The following is a 16519-nucleotide window of genomic DNA, read 5'->3' as shown; positions in this document are numbered from 1 at the left end:
GGGACAGCCATGCCTTCTTTCGACACTCCCCAGCCGATCTCGGTCACCGCCAACGTGGCCGCCGGTTCCATCCAGTTCTCCGCGAGCGATCGCCTCGACACGGTCGTCGAGGTGCGGCCCCGCGACCCGAAGAAGGACAAGGACGTGCGGGTCGCCGAGCAGACCGAGGTCACGTACGCGAGCGGCATGCTGACCATCAGGACGCCCAAGGGGCGCTACCTTGTCGGGCCCACCGGCAGCGTCGACGTGACGGTCGAACTGCCCACCGGCTCGCGCGTCGACACGACCGGCTCCTGGACCCAGGTGCTCGGCGAGGGCCGGCTCGGCGAGGTCCGCGTGAAGACGTCGTCGGGTGACGTCCGCCTGGATGCGACGGGCCCGCTCCAGCTGACCGCGTCGCACGGCTCGATCACCGTGGACCAGGTCGAGGGCCTGGCCGAGATCACCACCAGTTCAGGGAGCCTGCGGGTCGGTGTGGTGGACGGCCCGGCCGTCCTGAAGAACTCGCACGGCAGCACGACCGTCGGCGCCGCGATCGGCGAGCTGCGGGTGAGCGGGGCCAACGGGGACATCGACATCCAGCGCGCCGAGAGCTCGGTCACCGCGACCACCGCCCACGGCACCCTGCGGGTGGGCGACGTGGCCCGTGGCACCGTCCAGTTGGAGACCTCCTACGGCGCCATCGACGTCGGCATCCGCAAGGGCACGGCCGCCTGGCTCGACGTCAGCTCGGGCAACGGGCAGGTGCGCAACGCGCTCACCGCCTCCGACAGCCCGGACAAGTCCGAGGACACCGTCGAGGTCAGGGCCCGCACCCGCTACGGCAACATCGACATCCGCCGCGCCCGGCCCTGACCCGTCCGACCCCTGCACGGCCAAGGCCACTTCACCTCTCACCACCCCTTCGAAAGGGAGGACCCCATGCCCTCTTCTGTCATGCCCACGCCCAGAAAGGGCGACGGCCGGCAGTCACCCGCCGCCGTCTCCGCCGTCCGGCTGCGCAAGGCCTACGGCGACAAGACCGTGCTCGACGGCATCGACCTCGCCGTCCCGGCCGGAACCGTGTTCGCACTGCTCGGCCCGAACGGCGCCGGCAAGACCACCGCCGTGAAGATCCTGTCCACCCTCATCACCGCCGACGGGGGCCAGGCCCACGTCGCGGGTCACGACCTGGCCGCCAACCCGCAGGCCGCACGCGCCGTGATCGGTGTCACCGGCCAGTTCTCCGCCGTCGACGGTCTGATCACCGGCGAGGAGAACATGTTCCTCATGGCGGACCTGCACCACCTGCCCAAGCGCGAGGGCCGGCGCGTCGCCGCCGAACTCCTGGAGCGATTCGACCTCACCGAGGCTGCGAAGAAACCGGCCTCCACCTACTCCGGCGGCATGAAACGCCGCCTGGACATCGCCATGACCCTGGTCGGCAGCCCACAGATCATCTTCCTGGACGAACCGACCACCGGCCTCGACCCGCGCGCTCGCCACAACATGTGGCAGACCATCCGCGAACTCGCCTCCGACGGCGTCACCGTCTTCCTCACCACTCAGTACCTGGACGAGGCCGACGAACTCGCCGACCGCATCGCCGTGCTGAACGACGGAAGGATCGCCGCCGAAGGCAGCGCCGAGGAGCTGAAGCGTCTGATCCCCGGCGGACACGTCCGCCTCCGCTTCAGCGACCCGACCGCGTACCAGTCCGCCGCCTCCACGCTGCGCGAGGCCACCCGGGACGACGAAGCACTGGCGTTGCAGATCCCTAGCGACGGCAGTCAGCGCGAGCTGCGCTCGATCCTCGACCGGCTGGACTCGGCCGGCATCGAGGCGGACGAGCTGACCGTGCACACCCCCGACCTCGACGATGTGTTCTTCGCCCTGACCACCGCCGGCACGCCCGACAAGACCAAGGAAGACGTCCGATGAGCCACCTCACCCTCGCCGTGCGCGACTCGTCCACGATGTTGCGGCGGAATCTGCTGCACGCGCGCCGCTACCCGTCCATGACGCTGAATCTGCTGCTCACGCCGGTCATGCTGCTCCTGCTCTTCGTCTATATCTTCGGCGACGCCATGAGCGCGGGCATCGGCGGCGGCGCCGACCGCTCCCAGTACGTCGCGTATCTCGTCCCGGGCATCCTGCTGATGACGATCGGCAGCACCACGATCGGCACCGCGGTCTCCGTCTCCAACGACATGACCGAGGGCATCATCGCCCGCTTCCGGACCATGGCGATCCACCGCGGCTCCGTGATCATCGGGCACGTCATCGGCAGCGTCCTGCAGTCGGTCATCAGCGTGGTCGTCGTCGGCGCTGTCGCGGTGGCCATCGGCTTCCGTTCCACCGATGCCACCCTCGTGGAGTGGCTGGCGGCGTTCGGACTGCTCGTGCTCTTCGCCACGGCGCTCACCTGGATCGCGGTCGGCATGGGCCTGGTCAGCCCGAACGCCGAGGCCGCCGGCAACAACGCGATGCCGTTGATCTTCCTGCCGCTCATCTCCAGCGCCTTCGTCCCCGTCGACGCGATGCCGGGCTGGTTCCGGCCGATCGCCGAGTACCAGCCGTTCACCCCGGCCATCGAGACCCTGCGCGGGCTGCTGCTGGGCACCGAGATCGGCCACAACGGGTGGCTGGCCGTGGCCTGGTGCCTGGGACTGGCCGTACTCGGCTACGCCTGGTCCAAGTCGGTGTTCAACCGCGACCCGAAGTAGCAGGCCGTGACCCGCGGACCATCCCGCTCCAGGACGCCGGCGTACTGCGATGGGTTCCTCCTCACTGGCTGTGCCTGCGAGAGAGGGCAGCGTTTCGACAGCCTGCCTGATACAGCGGTGACGCCCGCTGCCCTCGCGGCCGCCACTCCGTCAACACCCGCAGCACGACCGCCCGTTGATATCGGCAGTGTGAGCCCACAGCACGGTGACCTCGGGGCACCCCCGAGCCGTCCGAGTTCCCTCTCACACCTCGACGTGCGAGCCCATGATGACCGTGCGGTCGCGGGGAAGGCCGAAGTACTCGGCCGCGTCGGCCGAGATGTAGGAGGTGGCGATGAACAGCCGCTTGCGCCAGGGCGCCATCGTCGGGGCCTTGCCGCGGCGGAGCTCGATCTTCGACAGGAAGTAGGACACCTGGTCGAGTTGCAGCGGTCCTTCGGTTTCGGCCGGGTCGAGCAGGGCCAGCGTGGCGGGCACGTCCGGGGTCTCCATGTAGCCGAACCGGGCGGTGACGTGGATGATCCCGTCGTCGGCGTACCCGAGGTCGTCGATGACGATCCGCTGGTCGGCCGGGACGCGGGGCACGGGCTCGGTCCTGATGGACAGGATCACGACATGCTCGTGCCGTACATGGTTGTGCTCGACGTTGGCTCGCATGGCCAGCGGCGCGGTCTCCTTGCCCCGGTTCAGGAAGACGGCCGTGCCGGGCGCCCGGAGCGTCGGCATCTGCCCTGAGCGGAGGTGGTCGATGAACTCGGGCAGTGGACCTTCCTGGCGTGCTCGTTCCGCGGTGACGAGTGCGCGGCCGCGCTGCCAGGTCGTCATGACGGTGAACGCGGTGAGGGCGATCAGCAGCGGCAGCCACGCTCCGTGGACGAGCTTGGTCATGTTGGCGGCCACGAACAGCAGGTCCACGAACAGGAGCACGCCGGCGCCGATGGCGAGCAGCCACCGGGGCGTGCCCCACTTGGCGCGGGCGACATAGAAGAAGAGCAGGGTGGTGATGGTGATGGTGCCGGTGACCGCCATGCCGAACGCGTAGGCCAGCGCCGCCGAGCTGCGGAAGGCGAAGACCAGGGTGAGTACCGAGACCATCAGCAGCCAGTTGATCCAGGGGACGTAGATCTGGCCGATGGTGGATTCGGAGGTGTGCGCGATGCGCAGCCTCGGCAGGTAGCCGAGCTGGGCCGCCTGGGAGGCGACCGAGTACGCGCCGGTGATCACGGCCTGGGAGGCGATCACGGTTGCCGCCGTCGCCAGTACGACCATCGGCCAGCGGCCCCAGTCGGGCACGAGCAGGAAGAAGGGACTGCTGATGTTGTCAGGATCGTCGAGGATCAGCGCGCCCTGGCCCATGTAGCTCAGGACGCAGGCGGGCAGTACGAGGGACATCCAGCCCAGGGTGATCGCCCGGCGGCCGAAGTGCCCCATGTCCGCGTAGAGCGCCTCGGCGCCGGTGACCGCGAGCACGATCGCGGCCAGAGCGAAGAAGGCCGTGCCCCAATGACCGAACAGGAAGCCCAGCGCGTACGTCGGTGACAGCGCCTCGAGGATGTCCGGGTGGTCGGCGATGCCGGCGACGCCGCACGCGCCGATGGCGACGAACCAGACGATCATGACCGGTCCGAACACCCGGCCCACCGCCGCGGTTCCCCGGCGCTGTACCAGGAACAGGAACACGATGATCACCGCGGTGATGGGTACGACCGCGCTGCCCAGCGACGGCTCGACGACCTTGAGCCCTTCGACTGCGGAGAGCACCGAGATCGCCGGGGTGATCATGCTGTCACCGAAGAAGAGTGACGCGCCGAAGATGCCCAGCGCGGCCAGTACGACCGCGGCCTGACGTCCACGCTGCGAACTCCACCGCCGCAGCTGGGTGATCAGCGCCATGATGCCGCCCTCGCCGTCGTTGTCGGCGCGCATCGCCAGCAGCACATAGGTGACCGTGACGATGATCATCACCGACCAGAACACCAGCGAGACCACCCCGTACACATTGTCCGTGGTGACCGGGACGGGGTGCGGATCGCTCGGGTTGAACACCGTCTGGAGGGTGTAGATCGGGCTGGTGCCGATGTCGCCGAAGACCACGCCGAGAGCTCCGATGACCACCGCGAGGCGCACCGAGTCGTGCGCGCTCGCCCGACGGACCTCCGGTGCCCGCGACGCGGATCCGTCATCCGGCGCGGTTCCCTGCTGGCGGTCGGCCATGCTGCTCCTCCTCGGTGCCGGGCCGCTGAGCCGCGGACCCGGGGCATCGGGGCGGACGATACCGATCCCCGGGCCTGACGGTTGGCAGGAGGGCCCTGTCTCAAGCGGTGTCTCCGACCCGGCCTTCGACGGGAGCAGGTAGGTCGCCACGGCAGCGTCCGCCATCGACGCCGCGAACACCACGTCGCCGTCGTTGTAGGCGGTGCCGAGAGGGAGAGAGCCGGACCCCACCGGCGATCAGTTGTCCCCGCGTGCGCGGGGAGCAGCGAGCTTGTGGTCGCCCGACCCGGTGCCGGTACCGGGGCCTGCTCCCCGTGCCCGCGGGGATGGTCCGGGCGCCGGAACAGATCGCAGCCAGTGCGGGCTCCAGCGGCCAAAGCCGGCCGTCAGCGCCTGTGCCCCGCGCACCTGGCGCCGAACGCCCTCCGCCGCACCGGCCTGTCGCCGAGCCGGACCCTGTCGGACGTCCCGACTCGCGCGCCGCGTCCGGTTGCCGCGATCCTCTCCACCGGTCAGCCCCTGCGGGTCGAGCGCGACAGGCGGAACGCCGAGACGAGAAAGAAGATCCCTCCGAGCGTGGCGTAGCCGGCGAGGGAGGTCAGCGAGGGGTCGTCCTGTGAGGCGTCCCGGATGAAGGAGGCGCCGGCCAGCACCGAGATGCCACCGCTGACGATCATGGCCCATTGGCCGCCCATCGGCCGTCGCGCGATGCCGACGAGGAGCTGGACCAGGCCGGAGACCACCGCCCACGCGCCCCAGACGCGCAGCACGTCGGCGACGCCCGAGGCACTGGCGACCGCGACGCCGACGGCGGCGAGCGCGCTGATGGCCATGTTGGCGTACAGGCCCTTGACCGGCCCGGCAGCGCCCGCCGACCTGAAGTCGACGACGGCCGCGACCACGTCGAAGGCGGGATAGAGAAACAGCAGCACCTTGGCCCCGGTGGTGAGGTCGGAGCCGGACACCAGCAGGAGCGCCGCCCACGCGGCGGCGAAGAAGAAGCGGCTGACGTACAGCCGTCGCAGGGCGGGCGTGGCGCCGACGTGCTCGGCGGAGGCGGCGGATGCCATGGGGTTCTCCAAGTGAGTGTGAGGTAGAGAGAACGATCTCTCTTGTCTGGAGCCTGGCACATCCCTTCCCTCAAAACAAGAGAGAGCGTTCTACCCGCTACTATGGGGGACATGACACGGACGGAAGCCGGCACAGGCACCGGCAGGAGAGTCTCCGAGGCCCGGGAGCGGCTCCTGAGGACCGCCGGGCAGCTCTTCTACGCGGAGGGCATCCACACGGTGGGCGTCGACCGCCTGGTCGCCGAGTCGAAAATCACCAACGCCACTTTCTACCGCCATTTCCGCAGCAAGGAAGACCTTGCGGTCGCCTACATCGGAAGTGTCGACCAGGCGGTCCGCGCCCAGGTCGGCTCCCTGATGGCCGCGGAAGTGCCGCCCGACGGCATCCTGCGGGGCATCGGTGCGTCCCTGGTCGAGCAGATCCGCTCGCCCGGCTACCGCGGATGCGCCTTCCTCAACGCGGCGGCGGAGTTCCCCGATCCCGACCACCCGGTCCACCGTGCCGTGGTGCAACACCGCGAGTGGTTCCTGCGGACGATCACCGGGTTGTTCGCCGAGATCACGGCCGCGCAGGCCGAGCACGCCGGGCGGCACTTCGTCATGCTCCGCGACGGCGCGATGAGCGCCGGCTACCTCGGCGACCCCGTCCCGGCCGGCGAGACCCTGCTGCGCGGCATCGAAGGACTGCTGCGGATCCACACCGCCCGTGGGCTCGACGAGCACACCGCCTCCGCACCCGGCCAGGCGTCCTCGGCGGCCACCACGGTCTCCGTCTCCGACATCGAGTGCTCGCCGCCCAGCGCGTAACCACGGTCGGGGCGCGACCGGCCGCGTCGAGCGCGGAGCGGGCTCCCGCGGCGGCTGACACACGGTGTTGAGCGGCGAGGCCTCGTCGGCCGGCGCGGCCACCACGGAGTGGAGCAGTCCGGATGTGGTGCTCGCCGGCAATCAGCCGGTGAGCACCACATGGGCCCGCGCATCGCGCTACCGCGCTACATCACTTCACGGACGAGATCGCCGCCCGGATCACCTTCGTGACCGCGGCGGGGTCCGACACCAAGGTCAGATGCGAACCACCGTTGTAGATCGTGACTTTCGAGTTGGCGCGGCGCGCCATCTTCTTCTCCGAGTCCGGGGTGATGATCTGGTCCCCGCTGCTGATGAAGTACCAGGAAGGAATCGTCTTCCACGCCGCGTACTTGGACGGGGTCTGGAAGGCCACGGTGGTGGCGGCGCGCTGGGTGGCCCAGAGGTTTACGGCCTGTTCATGCGGCACGCTGCTCGCGAACTTCGTGACGAAGACGTTCTCCTTGAGGTACAACGCCGAAGCCTTGGAGGGCGCGTTCGCGTACGGTACCGCGTCGTACAGATCGGACGGCGGCTTCTTCGTCAGCACGGACGTCGGACCGCTGAGCTGCCCTGTGGTCTCTCCGACCGCCGGCGCTGCCGCGTCCACGTAGACGAGGGCCTTGACGTTGCTGACCCCTTGCGCGGCGTTCGTGATGACCGAACCGCCGTAGGAGTGTCCCGCCAGGACGATCGGGCCCTTGATGCTCTTGAGGAAGTCCTTCACCGTCTGCGCGTCGGTGGTCAGGTTTTGCAGCGGGTTGCCGATGGCACGCACCGTGTAACCCGCCTTCCGCAGGAGACTGACCTCGCCGTTCCAGCTCGACGTGTCCGCCCACGCCCCATGGATGAGGACGACGGTAGGCTTCACTTGTTTGCCGGCTGTTCCCGCCTTCGCGGCGTCGCCTGGCGGGACCGCAGCAACCATGCAGGTGACGGCGATCGTGGCGGCCGCCAGAGTCATCGGGAGATACCGCGGTCGTGTAAGGGACGCCATCGGAATCCTCCTTGTCCACCGGAGGGAACGCATCCATAAAAAAGAACGGCGGACAAGCACATCGAAATCGAAACGCGCTGCCGACCGGACGACACGCCCCTGGTTCTCCACACGACGGTAGCGCCATGCCGCCGCATCAGCACCTGGGGCCACAACGCCCACGCCTCACTCCCGGAAAGTGCAGGTCACGACACTCAGTGGGTTTGATGGTGACGTCGCGGTCGTTCACGTGTCATCTGCGAGACGCACAGGCCCGCATGTACTTCGCGGAAAAGCCAACGGCCGCTCAGGCGCCGATTCGCGGCGGCGTGGGCGTTGCGTACACACGCTTGGCTCGCGAAGCGTAGAGACGCGGTCCAAGTCGCGGCAGGATCACGCGAGCCGGCGGAGGCGCTTGAGCAAGTAGCTCTTTAATCAGCTCGGCGAGGTGCTCCACCAGCACGGTCGTCAGCCGCTCCAGGGCGTCCGCAAGCTTCTCGCCATCGTTTCCTGTCGCGCGCCATGGCGACAGCATCCCTGTCACCTCGTCATAGGTTCGGTGGATGTCGAGGTGCTGCTCCTCCGTCGTGGAGACGATGGCCGCAGCTACCCGGCCGCCGCGTTCGAGGAGGAGTGGCCAAAGGGTCGGGTACGAGCATCGTCATCGCCGCGACCAGCGGGGCGGTGGCGATCGGCGACCTGAGCGTGGCAGCCGGTGTCAGCAGCACTCATCTGGCACAGCGGTTCAAGGAGCTCATCGGCGTCACACCGAAGCGACTGGCCCGCAACTACCGCTTCGCCGCCACCGTGTTCGCGATCGACCCCGCCGGACCGATCGACTGGGGCGACCTCGCCGGTGGCGCGGGCCACTTCGACCAGGCCCACTTCGGCGGCGAGTTCCGGGCGTTCACCGGGCTCACGCCGATCCGGCACGTCGAAGTCCGGCGGCTGTTCCTGCGCGAACATCCCGGCCACGCGCTGGACAGCCGGCCGCTGTCGGCCGATTGATTTCTTACGAGTGCGTCAGCTCACGACACGCTAATTTGGGGGCACCCCAAAGCAGAGGAGAGCGCCGTGGGCAAGGTGGTCATGTACAGCTCGGTGTCGGTGGACGGCTTCGTCGCGGACGAGAATGACCAGCCCGGACCGCTGTTCGACTGGTTGTCCAGCGGTGACGTCCGGTTGGACGAGAGCGGCGAGGTGAAGGTGTCGCAGACGTCCTACGACTACACCCGGCCGTACTGGGACCAGATCGGGGTGACAGTCGTCGGCCGCCACGTCTTCGACATGACGGACGGCTGGGACGGGAAGCCTCCGGGCGGGATCGACCACGTGGTCGTCGTGACGCACCGGCCGGAGCCCGAGGGCTGGGACCCCGAGGCGCCGTTTCACTTCGTCGACGGCGTCGAGGCGGCGGTGGCCAAGGCGCAGGAGCTTGCGGGTGACCGGCTGGTCGAGGTCGCCGCTGGCGACGTCGGTGGCCAGGTGCTTGCCGCGGGCCTGATCGACGAGGTGCGCATGGACGTCGTACCCGTGGTGTTCGGGTCCGGCAAGCGCTACTTCGGGTCGGTCGACGCGCAGCACCTGTTGGAGGATCCTGACGTGGTGATTGAGGGCAACCGGGTGCTTCACCTGCGCTATCGGGTGCGCCGTTGACCGATCTGAGCGGGTACGCGATGAAGTCCACTGCGGACGATAAGACCTCGATCGCGGCGAAGGCCCAGAAGGCTTCGGTCTCCTCGTAGGTGAGGTTCCGCCGCCGCCCGGTCGAGGAGTGACCATTCGCCGGAGGGACGCTGCCCAGCTAGCCGTCGGGAGAGCACACCCCGGGCCGGCGCACTCCCCTGCACCCGCGGCCCGCGGCAAGATTGTTCGCGCCTGTCGGCCGTCGGACCCCGCTCCTACCTCTGCTTCTTTCCCACGTTGCGGTCGTCACCGTCAGTCTCGACGGCTTTCGAACAGCTCTCCGGGTCTTCGGGGTGGTTGTCGGCACACCACTTTTCGATCGCATCGACGCAGTAGGCAGCCTTGTTCGTGTCATACCCACCAGCGATGTTGTAGCCGCTGGCATAGTCCTGCACGCAAGACGGCGGGCCGCCGTCCATGACGTTGCTTCTGAGGAATCCGACGACGGCCGAGACAAAGACAAGCGCGACGATGAGAACCGTCAACCTCTTCCCTCCGAAGCGACTTTCGATCGATTGCAAGCTGATCCGCCCCCCACAGGTTCGTGCGTGGCGTGATCATATGGTGCTGAGCAGCAAAGCAGGAATCGGGTGACGGACCCGCTCCGGCCTCTCGCACCCCAGCCGCAGAAGGAGCCGTTCACGGCCCTGATGATCTGCGGCGGCAGGCACTCGTCCATCAAGGCCCCTCGGGGAATGCCGCTGGTGACCCGGGTGCAGCTCGACGAGCAGACGCCTTCCACCAGGGCCGGCCGTGCAACCTGTTGCTGAAGGACCGGGCGACGGCCTGACCCGGAAGACGAAGTCCGACTCGAACACACCGTGACCGTCGCCTGCCAGCGACAGATTTCCCCTCGATGGTGCCGTCTTCGGACTTCGTCAAGCGGCGACGATCTGCTCCCCGCTCACGCGGGGGCCGCCCCCGGCTCCAGGTCGCGCAATCGGCCCGCCAGGGCAGCCAGTCGCTCGATGTTCTCCGTGTGACCGAGGGCGTCGAGGCGGGACACGGCCTCATTCAGGCGGGTCAGGGCGGGGGCGGGGCGTTTCAGGTATGTACCCTCCACGAAGGCCGCGAGTCGGACGCACTCGGCCCACTCACCGGTGTCTTCGTCCTTCCCGGGACTCGGTTCGCCGAGCAGAGCGAGGGCCCGGTCCAGGGAGGACAGGGCGTCCTCGTACTCATGGGCATAGGCATTGACCCGCCCCCGTTCGTAGGCGAGGGCGCTGTCCAGGGAGCGGCCGCGGGCCTCGTACCCCGCGGCGCGGGCCTCGTCGGCGACACGGCCCGCGTCGGCGAGCAGGGCGAGGGCACCGGCCAGGCCCTCGGCGCCCTGCTGTTCGGCCTGGAGCCGGGCGAGTTCGCGCAGGCTGCTGCTGAGTTGTTCGTAGCGTGGGGACCGGGCGTGCGCGGCGAGCGCCTGGTCCGCGGCTTCACGAGCCCGGTCGAACTCGCCGGACTCGGCGAGGAGTACGGCGGTCTCGGCGGCGATCATGGCGTGGCTTCCTGGGTCGTCGTCCCAGCCGGCCGACTCGGCTGCGAGGGCGGCGAGCTCGGCGGTGGCGGCCTTGAGGTCCTCTCCCGCGTGCAACGCACGGGCCCGGGTGAGGCGCAACTGGGCGACGAGGCGGTCGTCCATCTCCCCTGCGGCGACGTCTGGTTCGGCCAGGAGGGAGTCGAGCAGTGCGATGCAGTCCTCGACGTGGCCCGCGTCGAGGCTGAGCTGTGCCGCGTTGCTGTAGGTGCAGAACGCGTCGGTGCGGCTGCCGTGGCGCAAATCCAGTTCCGCGGAGCGGGTCAGGTGCCGCAGCGCCTCTTCGGGCCGCCCCAGTCGCATGGATGCTTCGGCCAGATCTGCGTGGAGGCGGGCCGCGCCGGCGGTGAGCGAGGGCCAGTCGGCGGCCAGTCGCAAGCTCTCGGTGAGGTCTGCGTGCGCGGCCTTTGCGTCCTTCTGGCGAAGCTGGATACGGCCGCGCAGGCCGAGAGCGCGGGGCAGGTGCCAGGCCGGGCCGTTTGCCCTCAGTCGGTCGAGGAGGCGGTCGATCTCCGCGGTCGCTGTAGACAGGTCACCGGCGAGCGCGTGAGTGTTGGCTCGCAGCAGGTGGGCGCCGGAGATCTGGCCGGCGATTTCGTGCTGGGTGGCGAAGGCGAGCAGCAGGTCCGTTTCGGCAAGTACGGGCGCCTTGTGCTCGTCGTCTCGCGACGTCTGGAAGCGTATGCCGAGCACGGTCGCCCGCAGTCGCAGCAGTCGGGCCTCGAGGTGGGGGGCGAGGCCGGGCGTCTCCTCGTGCAGCCGGACGAGGTCGGTGTGGACGTTGGCGAGCGCGGTGGCCTTCGCGTCGTCGTCGGCCCGCTCCTCGGAGATCTCGACGGCGGGGAGCCGGGTGCAGGCGCGGGCGAGGACGGCGTGGCCCGGTACCCCCGCTTCGTCGTAGAGGCTCGCGGCCCGCTCGTAGAGGGCGATCGCTTCGGCGAACCGGTCTTTCTCGCCCTCCAGGCCTGCCTCGTCGTCCAGCAGGTCCGCCTGGAGCCGGGCCGGCGGTCCCAGGGCCGGGTCGTCGGGGTGGATCCAGCCGGGGTCTGCGACGAGGACCCGCAGCCGAGCCCAGCAAGCCGTCGCGTCCGGGTGTCCCTGTTCATCCAACTCTCGGGCGCGCGCGATGAGTTCGGACGGCGACTCGGTGTGGGCGACCGCGGCGGCGGGAGTGGTGGCGGGGACAGCTGCCGGGGCCACGTCATCGAGGGTGCGGGTGCGCAGGGTCAGTTCGAGTGTGGCCAGGAGGGGTGCGCGGCCGAGGCGGTCCCGTCGCCGGTCGGTGTGGGTGCTGGTGCCGTTGCGGGCGTCGAAGCGTGCGGCGAGGTCGTCGGCGCGGTCTCGTACCTCGGCGCGCAGACCGGACACTGTCCAGGTGCGGCCCGCGTAGCCGGGCGTGGGCAGTTCTCCGTGGCCGAGGAGCTCGACACGCTGGAGGAGGACCTCCACGCCGGTGAGGAAGCCGAGCAGGTCCAGGGGTGAGTCGACGTCGTCGAACAGGTTCCGGTTCTCTGCGAGGAGTTCCAGACCGCGGGCCTCGTTGCCGGTGAGGGCGCAGAATTCCAGGTGGCGGCCGACCTCGCTGGACATCGAGGGGTTGCGGCGGCAGGCACGGTAACCCGTGAGGTGCAGCTCGCGCGCCCTGTCGGCGCCGCCGGTGCGCAGCAGCGGGAGCAGCGCGTACGACACGGAACGGGCGGGCTCCTCCTGGCAGGACTCCTGTCCGTCCAGGACAGGCTGCCAGACGCGCAGCGCCCGTTCGTCGTCGTCCGCCGCGAGGTGGTAGAGGGCGCGCTCGCAGATTTCGCAGGCCTCGCAGTCGCTGAGCTGCGTGCGGGTGCGGCCCGCCCACAGTTCGAAGGCGAGGTCGGTGTCCTCACCGGTGTGTGCGGCCAGCCGGTAGGCCTGTCCGTAGTAGGGCTGGAGCGCGAGGCCGGCCTTCTCATACCGGTCGCGCATCTCGGTCAGCCACTGGCGGAGGCTGGGCAGGGGCATCTCGGGCAGGGCGACCAGTGCGTTGGCCACCCACTTGAAGCGCCAGAACAGCGCGTGCCGCAGCTGCTCGTCGAACACGTCGGGCTGCTCGTCGAACAGGTTGAGCAACCGGGCGAAGACGACCGGGGATTTACGGGGTTCGGAGCCGTAGGTGTACGCCTCCTGGAGTTCTAGCAGGGCGCGCACCAGCGGCAGGGGTTCGGCGAACAGCTCGGCGGCCTCGGCGAGGCTTTCGGCGGTGACGGTGCGGGTTCGGCCGTACGGGCGCCGGTCGTTGTCCTGGAGCGCCTGGTACAGCTCGTCGGTGGTCTGGGGTGCGGTCGGCATCGTCAGTTGTCCTTGCGCAGGGCGTGGGCGAGGAGGTCGAGGAAGGAGCGGTTGATGAGGCTCGATTCGGCCGGTCGCAGCGGGCGCCGGGACAGCATCGCGGCCTGCCCGTAGAGGGCTTCGGCGCTGGTGCGGGCCAGTTCGGGCTCGTCGATGGTGACCGCGGTGCGTACCAGCGGGTTGAGCTGGTTGAGGATCAGCTGGGCCCGCGGGGCCTCCTGGCGCAGGTGACCGAGGATGTCGCCCCAGACGCCGCCCTGCTGTTCGCGGGCGAGCTGGGAGCGGGTGCGCTCGTGCCGGGCCTCGCGGCTGTCGAGGAGGAGGGCGGGCGCGGAGGCCGGCTGGAAGGTGCGCAACGCGACGTCGCAGTCGAAGACGGCGAGCGCGTCCCGGGCCAGGGCGAGGTAGGGCGCGGCGGCCAGTTCCGTCTCGCGTTCGACGGGGTCGAGGTGGGCGGTGAGTGTGGCCGGGTCGAGGTCGTCGACCGTGACCTCGGATCTGATCTCCGGCAGCCGGTGGACCAGTTCTCGGTCGTAGGTGTAGCCGCCGTTGACGACGCCGAGGCCGGCGGCCGCGGCGATCGCGGCGACCTGCCGGAACTCCTCCACGCTGGAGGTCACGAGCACGGTGCGGTGGGTGCGCGCGAACTCGTCCAGGGTGGCGTGTCCGTCGGTGGTCTCGAACGGCAGCCACGGCAGCAGCATGCGCAGGATCTCGTCGTCGTGCACGGCCAGGGATTTCACGGCCAGGTGGTGGGCCTGGAGGAAGCGGCCGAGGAGGTCCGGGTTGCTGGCGGCGGTCCGCGCGATCCAGTCGCGCAGTCGTCCGGCGAGGGCGTCACGGACCGCGGCAAGGGTGTCGTCCTCGTAGAGGGACTCGCGGGAGGCCGTCGGGCGCAGGCTCTCGGCGTCGATCACGCAGCGGACGAAGAAGGCCCATTCGGGCAGGAGTTCCTCGGCCTGCTCGGACAGCAGCATGCCCTTGACGTGCACGCGGTGGCCGTGACGGCGTCCGGCGGGGACCGTCTCGGGGAGGATGCACGCGATGCCCTTCAGGCCCACCGCGGGAAGGTCCAGGTCGATGGTGTCCAGGGGTGTGAACCCGAAGATCTCCTCGCCGTAGGCGGCCAGCGCGCGGGAGCGAGCTCCCGGCGTGGGGTAGGTGCGCGCCCAGGGGGCGGGCTCGGGGTTGACGGCTGCGCCGGGGCCGCCCGAGCCGTCGTCGAAGGTCACTGGGTGCCGCAGCAGGGATCCGAAGTGCCGGGCGAGCGCCTGCACCTGGACCGGGCGGGTCCACTCTCCGGCGTCGGCGCGGGGCGTCAGGGTGACAGTCGTGCCGGGCCGGGGTCGGGCGGAGGCGGGCAGGGTGCGGACGGTGTAGCTGCCGTCGCCGCGGCCCCGCCACTCCACGGCCGGGGCGCCGGGTGTGCGGGCGGACCGGCTGAGGACGTGGATCTCGTCGGCGACCAGGAAGCAGGAGAGAAGACCGATGCCGAACTGGCCGATGAATTCGGCACGTTGTGCGGCGATCTGCTCGGCGCGCTTGCTGCTGCGGCCGATCGTGGCGAGGAAGCGGTGCACGTCGTCCTCGGTGAGGCCGACGCCGTCGTCCTCCACCCGCACCACCGAACCATCGGCGTACAGACGGATACCGAACGCGTCGGGGGCGGCGCCCGGTTCGACACCGCGCCGCGCGGTCAGCGCGTCAACCGCGTTCTGGAGGAGTTCCCGCAGGTAGACGCGGGGGCTGGAGTAGAGGTGGTGGGAGAGGAGGTCGACGAGGCCGCGCAGATCCACCTGGAAGGTGCGGTCGGCGCCGGCCGGGCTCGAAGGAGTGTGGGACAAAGTCATCGGGCAGTCCGGGGTGAGATGAGCGGCGGGCAGGGTGCGGGGCTCAGGCGTTGCGCCGGGCGCGGGCGTACATCTTTTCCGGCTCCGCCATGTACCGCCACGGCCACGTGGTGTACGCGCCGCCCAGCTCGCGGAAGACGATCGGCGACGCGATCCGCTCCGAAGCCAGGGAGAGCGCCATGGCGAAGGCATTGAAGTCCTGCTGCCAGACCGGGCGGCGCACATAGGCGGGGTGGAGGATGCTGCGCTCGGCGACGTCCAGCAACTCGTCCTGGATCTCGGGGGTGATGAGGCAAGTCTTGTGGTCGGACTCGACCCAGTCCTCGATGTGTGCGACGGCGATCACGCAGCCGAGGCGGTGGCCGTCGGGCGCACCGGCGAACGCCTTGCGCGCGAACGCCAGGGCCTCGCCGGGCTTGCCGTTCCAGCGGGGCTGGAGGTACGACACCCACTCGACGTGGGTCTCCAGGTCCAGCGGGTCGCGGCGCAGGGCCGCATCAAGGCGGGTCTCGTTGACAGCGGGGCCGACCGAGATGCCGCGGCCGGAGGTCAGCAGGCGACGCCACGGGGTGACCCAGTCCGGCCGCAGCTCCGCCGCCTCCAGCAACTGATCCTCGGCAATGCGGAGCCTCTCACCGAAGACCCGCCACTGTCCGGGCGTCACGTCCGCGGCCATCGCGCGAGTACGTGCCTCCCAGCCCCAGACGACGTGGCGTGCGCCGGATATCAGCAAGGCGGTCGCCCGGTGCTCCTTGTCCCCCTCGACGGCACGGCCGATCCAGTCCTCCACACCGTTCAGGTCGGCCAGTTCACCCAGGACCTGGTCGTCACGTCCGAGATCGAACGGGGTGAGTGCTGCCTTGACCGCCGTCCAGTCACCGGAGCGGGCCGCCTCCGTCAGCGCGAGCACCCGGGTATCGCCGAGCGCGCGCAGCCTATACATCCCGTTCATGAGTCTGCGCGGTGCGCGCGAGGCGTGCGGATCCGCCGGTCTCTCTCTTCGCCCGCTCAACAATCTCTCGAACATGCCGCGCCCTCCCCAGGTCCTGCGTGATCGTTTCGGTGCAGCATAAGCGGCCCCACCGACAGGTGAGCGGCGTGTACGGGAGTCGTTCGAGCACGCCCTCGTGCGGAGGGAAGCGTGGCGGACTCGACGGAAGCCAGGCGTCGTTGCTGACGACGTCGTAGGTCTGAGGGGTTCGCAGCGCACACATGGAGCCGGTTGGCCACGGTCGGCGCGTCGGGAGGCCGAAAGCCACACCCGAGGCCGTCGAGTTGGCCAACCTTACGAAGCGCTCGTCCTGCCCCGCAGACATCGT

Annotated in this window: 14 protein-coding genes; 6 read left to right on the top strand and 8 right to left on the bottom strand. The window is 69.7% G+C overall.

Annotation, left to right across the window (positions count from 1 at the left end; translation table 11 throughout):
* The first annotated feature begins 9 nt into the window (after nt 1-9).
* The 3 genes from HEP85_RS40980 (at nt 10) to HEP85_RS40970 (ending at nt 2705) form a co-directional block, all read left to right on the top strand.
* Nucleotides 10-855, top strand: coding sequence for a DUF4097 family beta strand repeat-containing protein (locus HEP85_RS40980; protein WP_168532328.1), 846 nt, complete (start codon nt 10-12; stop codon nt 853-855).
* 66 nt (nt 856-921) lie between these two features.
* The gene (locus tag HEP85_RS40975) at nt 922-1920 is read left to right on the top strand and encodes an ATP-binding cassette domain-containing protein (RefSeq protein ID WP_168532327.1); all 999 of its coding nucleotides are present in this window, start codon (nt 922-924) and stop codon (nt 1918-1920) included.
* Nucleotides 1917-2705 carry an ABC transporter permease gene (locus HEP85_RS40970; protein WP_168532326.1) on the top strand — a complete coding sequence of 263 codons (789 nt, stop codon included), beginning with the start codon at nt 1917-1919 and terminating at the stop codon, nt 2703-2705. Before HEP85_RS40975 ends, HEP85_RS40970 begins: the two co-directional genes overlap by 4 nt.
* Before the next feature lie 243 nt (nt 2706-2948).
* Here the strand turns inward: HEP85_RS40970 and HEP85_RS40965 are convergent, their stop codons facing one another.
* Both HEP85_RS40965 and HEP85_RS40960 read right to left on the bottom strand, forming a co-directional pair.
* On the bottom strand, nt 2949-4919 hold the full coding sequence (locus HEP85_RS40965) for a potassium transporter Kup (protein WP_168532325.1): 1971 nt from the start codon (nt 4917-4919) through the stop codon (nt 2949-2951).
* 512 nt (nt 4920-5431) lie between these two features.
* Nucleotides 5432-5989 (bottom strand): hypothetical protein, encoded by a 558-nt coding sequence (locus tag HEP85_RS40960; RefSeq protein WP_168532324.1) that lies wholly within the window; start codon nt 5987-5989, stop codon nt 5432-5434.
* Between the two features lie 102 nt (nt 5990-6091).
* Between HEP85_RS40960 and HEP85_RS40955 the strand changes: the two genes are divergently transcribed.
* Nucleotides 6092-6796 (top strand): TetR/AcrR family transcriptional regulator, encoded by a 705-nt coding sequence (locus HEP85_RS40955; RefSeq protein ID WP_168532323.1) that lies wholly within the window; start codon nt 6092-6094, stop codon nt 6794-6796.
* Between the two features lie 190 nt (nt 6797-6986).
* Here the strand turns inward: HEP85_RS40955 and HEP85_RS40950 are convergent, their stop codons facing one another.
* Nucleotides 6987-7994: an alpha/beta hydrolase gene (locus tag HEP85_RS40950; RefSeq protein ID WP_248002356.1), complete on the bottom strand. Its 1008-nt coding sequence runs from the start codon at nt 7992-7994 to the stop codon at nt 6987-6989.
* A gap of 124 nt (nt 7995-8118) precedes the next feature.
* The gene (locus tag HEP85_RS40945) at nt 8119-8346 is read right to left on the bottom strand and encodes a hypothetical protein (RefSeq protein ID WP_168532322.1); all 228 of its coding nucleotides are present in this window, start codon (nt 8344-8346) and stop codon (nt 8119-8121) included.
* A 98-nt stretch (nt 8347-8444) separates the two neighbouring features.
* On the opposite strand from HEP85_RS40945, the gene HEP85_RS40940 reads away from it, so the two are divergent.
* Nucleotides 8445-8819 carry a helix-turn-helix domain-containing protein gene (locus tag HEP85_RS40940; protein WP_248002355.1) on the top strand — a complete coding sequence of 125 codons (375 nt, stop codon included), beginning with the start codon at nt 8445-8447 and terminating at the stop codon, nt 8817-8819.
* Nucleotides 8820-8885: 66 nt separating this feature from the next.
* The gene (locus HEP85_RS40935; protein WP_168532321.1) at nt 8886-9467 is read left to right on the top strand and encodes a dihydrofolate reductase family protein; all 582 of its coding nucleotides are present in this window, start codon (nt 8886-8888) and stop codon (nt 9465-9467) included.
* A 245-nt stretch (nt 9468-9712) separates the two neighbouring features.
* Here the strand turns inward: HEP85_RS40935 and HEP85_RS40930 are convergent, their stop codons facing one another.
* The 4 genes from HEP85_RS40930 to HEP85_RS40915 all read right to left on the bottom strand — a co-directional run bounded on the left by HEP85_RS40930 (nt 9713) and on the right by HEP85_RS40915 (nt 16227).
* On the bottom strand, nt 9713-9982 hold the full coding sequence (locus HEP85_RS40930; RefSeq protein WP_168532320.1) for a hypothetical protein: 270 nt from the start codon (nt 9980-9982) through the stop codon (nt 9713-9715).
* A gap of 419 nt (nt 9983-10401) precedes the next feature.
* Nucleotides 10402-13350 (bottom strand): hypothetical protein, encoded by a 2949-nt coding sequence (locus tag HEP85_RS40925; protein WP_168532319.1) that lies wholly within the window; start codon nt 13348-13350, stop codon nt 10402-10404.
* A gap of 2 nt (nt 13351-13352) precedes the next feature.
* Nucleotides 13353-15200 (bottom strand): HSP90 family protein, encoded by a 1848-nt coding sequence (locus HEP85_RS40920; RefSeq protein WP_168532318.1) that lies wholly within the window; start codon nt 15198-15200, stop codon nt 13353-13355.
* Nucleotides 15201-15243: 43 nt separating this feature from the next.
* On the bottom strand, nt 15244-16227 hold the full coding sequence (locus HEP85_RS40915) for a hypothetical protein (protein ID WP_168532317.1): 984 nt from the start codon (nt 16225-16227) through the stop codon (nt 15244-15246).
* Nucleotides 16228-16519: the final 292 nt, after the last annotated feature.

Source organism: Streptomyces sp. RPA4-2, from assembly GCF_012273515.2.
Taxonomy (GTDB): Bacteria; Actinomycetota; Actinomycetes; order Streptomycetales; family Streptomycetaceae; genus Streptomyces; species Streptomyces kaempferi.
This window is presented reverse-complemented; position numbering and strand designations above follow the sequence as displayed.

Excerpts from the sequence above, each read along its gene's own strand:
- HEP85_RS40970 (WP_168532326.1), top strand. The coding sequence starts at position 1,917 with ATGAGCCACCTCACCCTCGCCGTGCGCGACTCGTCCACGATGTTGCGG.
- HEP85_RS40960 (WP_168532324.1), bottom strand. The coding sequence starts at position 5,989 with ATGGCATCCGCCGCCTCCGCCGAGCACGTCGGCGCCACGCCCGCCCTG.
- HEP85_RS40925 (WP_168532319.1), bottom strand. The coding sequence starts at position 13,350 with ATGCCGACCGCACCCCAGACCACCGACGAGCTGTACCAGGCGCTCCAG.
- HEP85_RS40965 (WP_168532325.1), bottom strand. The coding sequence starts at position 4,919 with ATGGCCGACCGCCAGCAGGGAACCGCGCCGGATGACGGATCCGCGTCG.
- HEP85_RS40945 (WP_168532322.1), bottom strand. The coding sequence starts at position 8,346 with ATGCTGTCGCCATGGCGCGCGACAGGAAACGATGGCGAGAAGCTTGCG.
- HEP85_RS40920 (WP_168532318.1), bottom strand. The coding sequence starts at position 15,200 with ATGACTTTGTCCCACACTCCTTCGAGCCCGGCCGGCGCCGACCGCACC.
- HEP85_RS40975 (WP_168532327.1), top strand. The coding sequence starts at position 922 with ATGCCCTCTTCTGTCATGCCCACGCCCAGAAAGGGCGACGGCCGGCAG.
- HEP85_RS40980 (WP_168532328.1), top strand. The coding sequence starts at position 10 with ATGCCTTCTTTCGACACTCCCCAGCCGATCTCGGTCACCGCCAACGTG.
- HEP85_RS40955 (WP_168532323.1), top strand. The coding sequence starts at position 6,092 with ATGGGGGACATGACACGGACGGAAGCCGGCACAGGCACCGGCAGGAGA.
- HEP85_RS40915 (WP_168532317.1), bottom strand. The coding sequence starts at position 16,227 with ATGTTCGAGAGATTGTTGAGCGGGCGAAGAGAGAGACCGGCGGATCCG.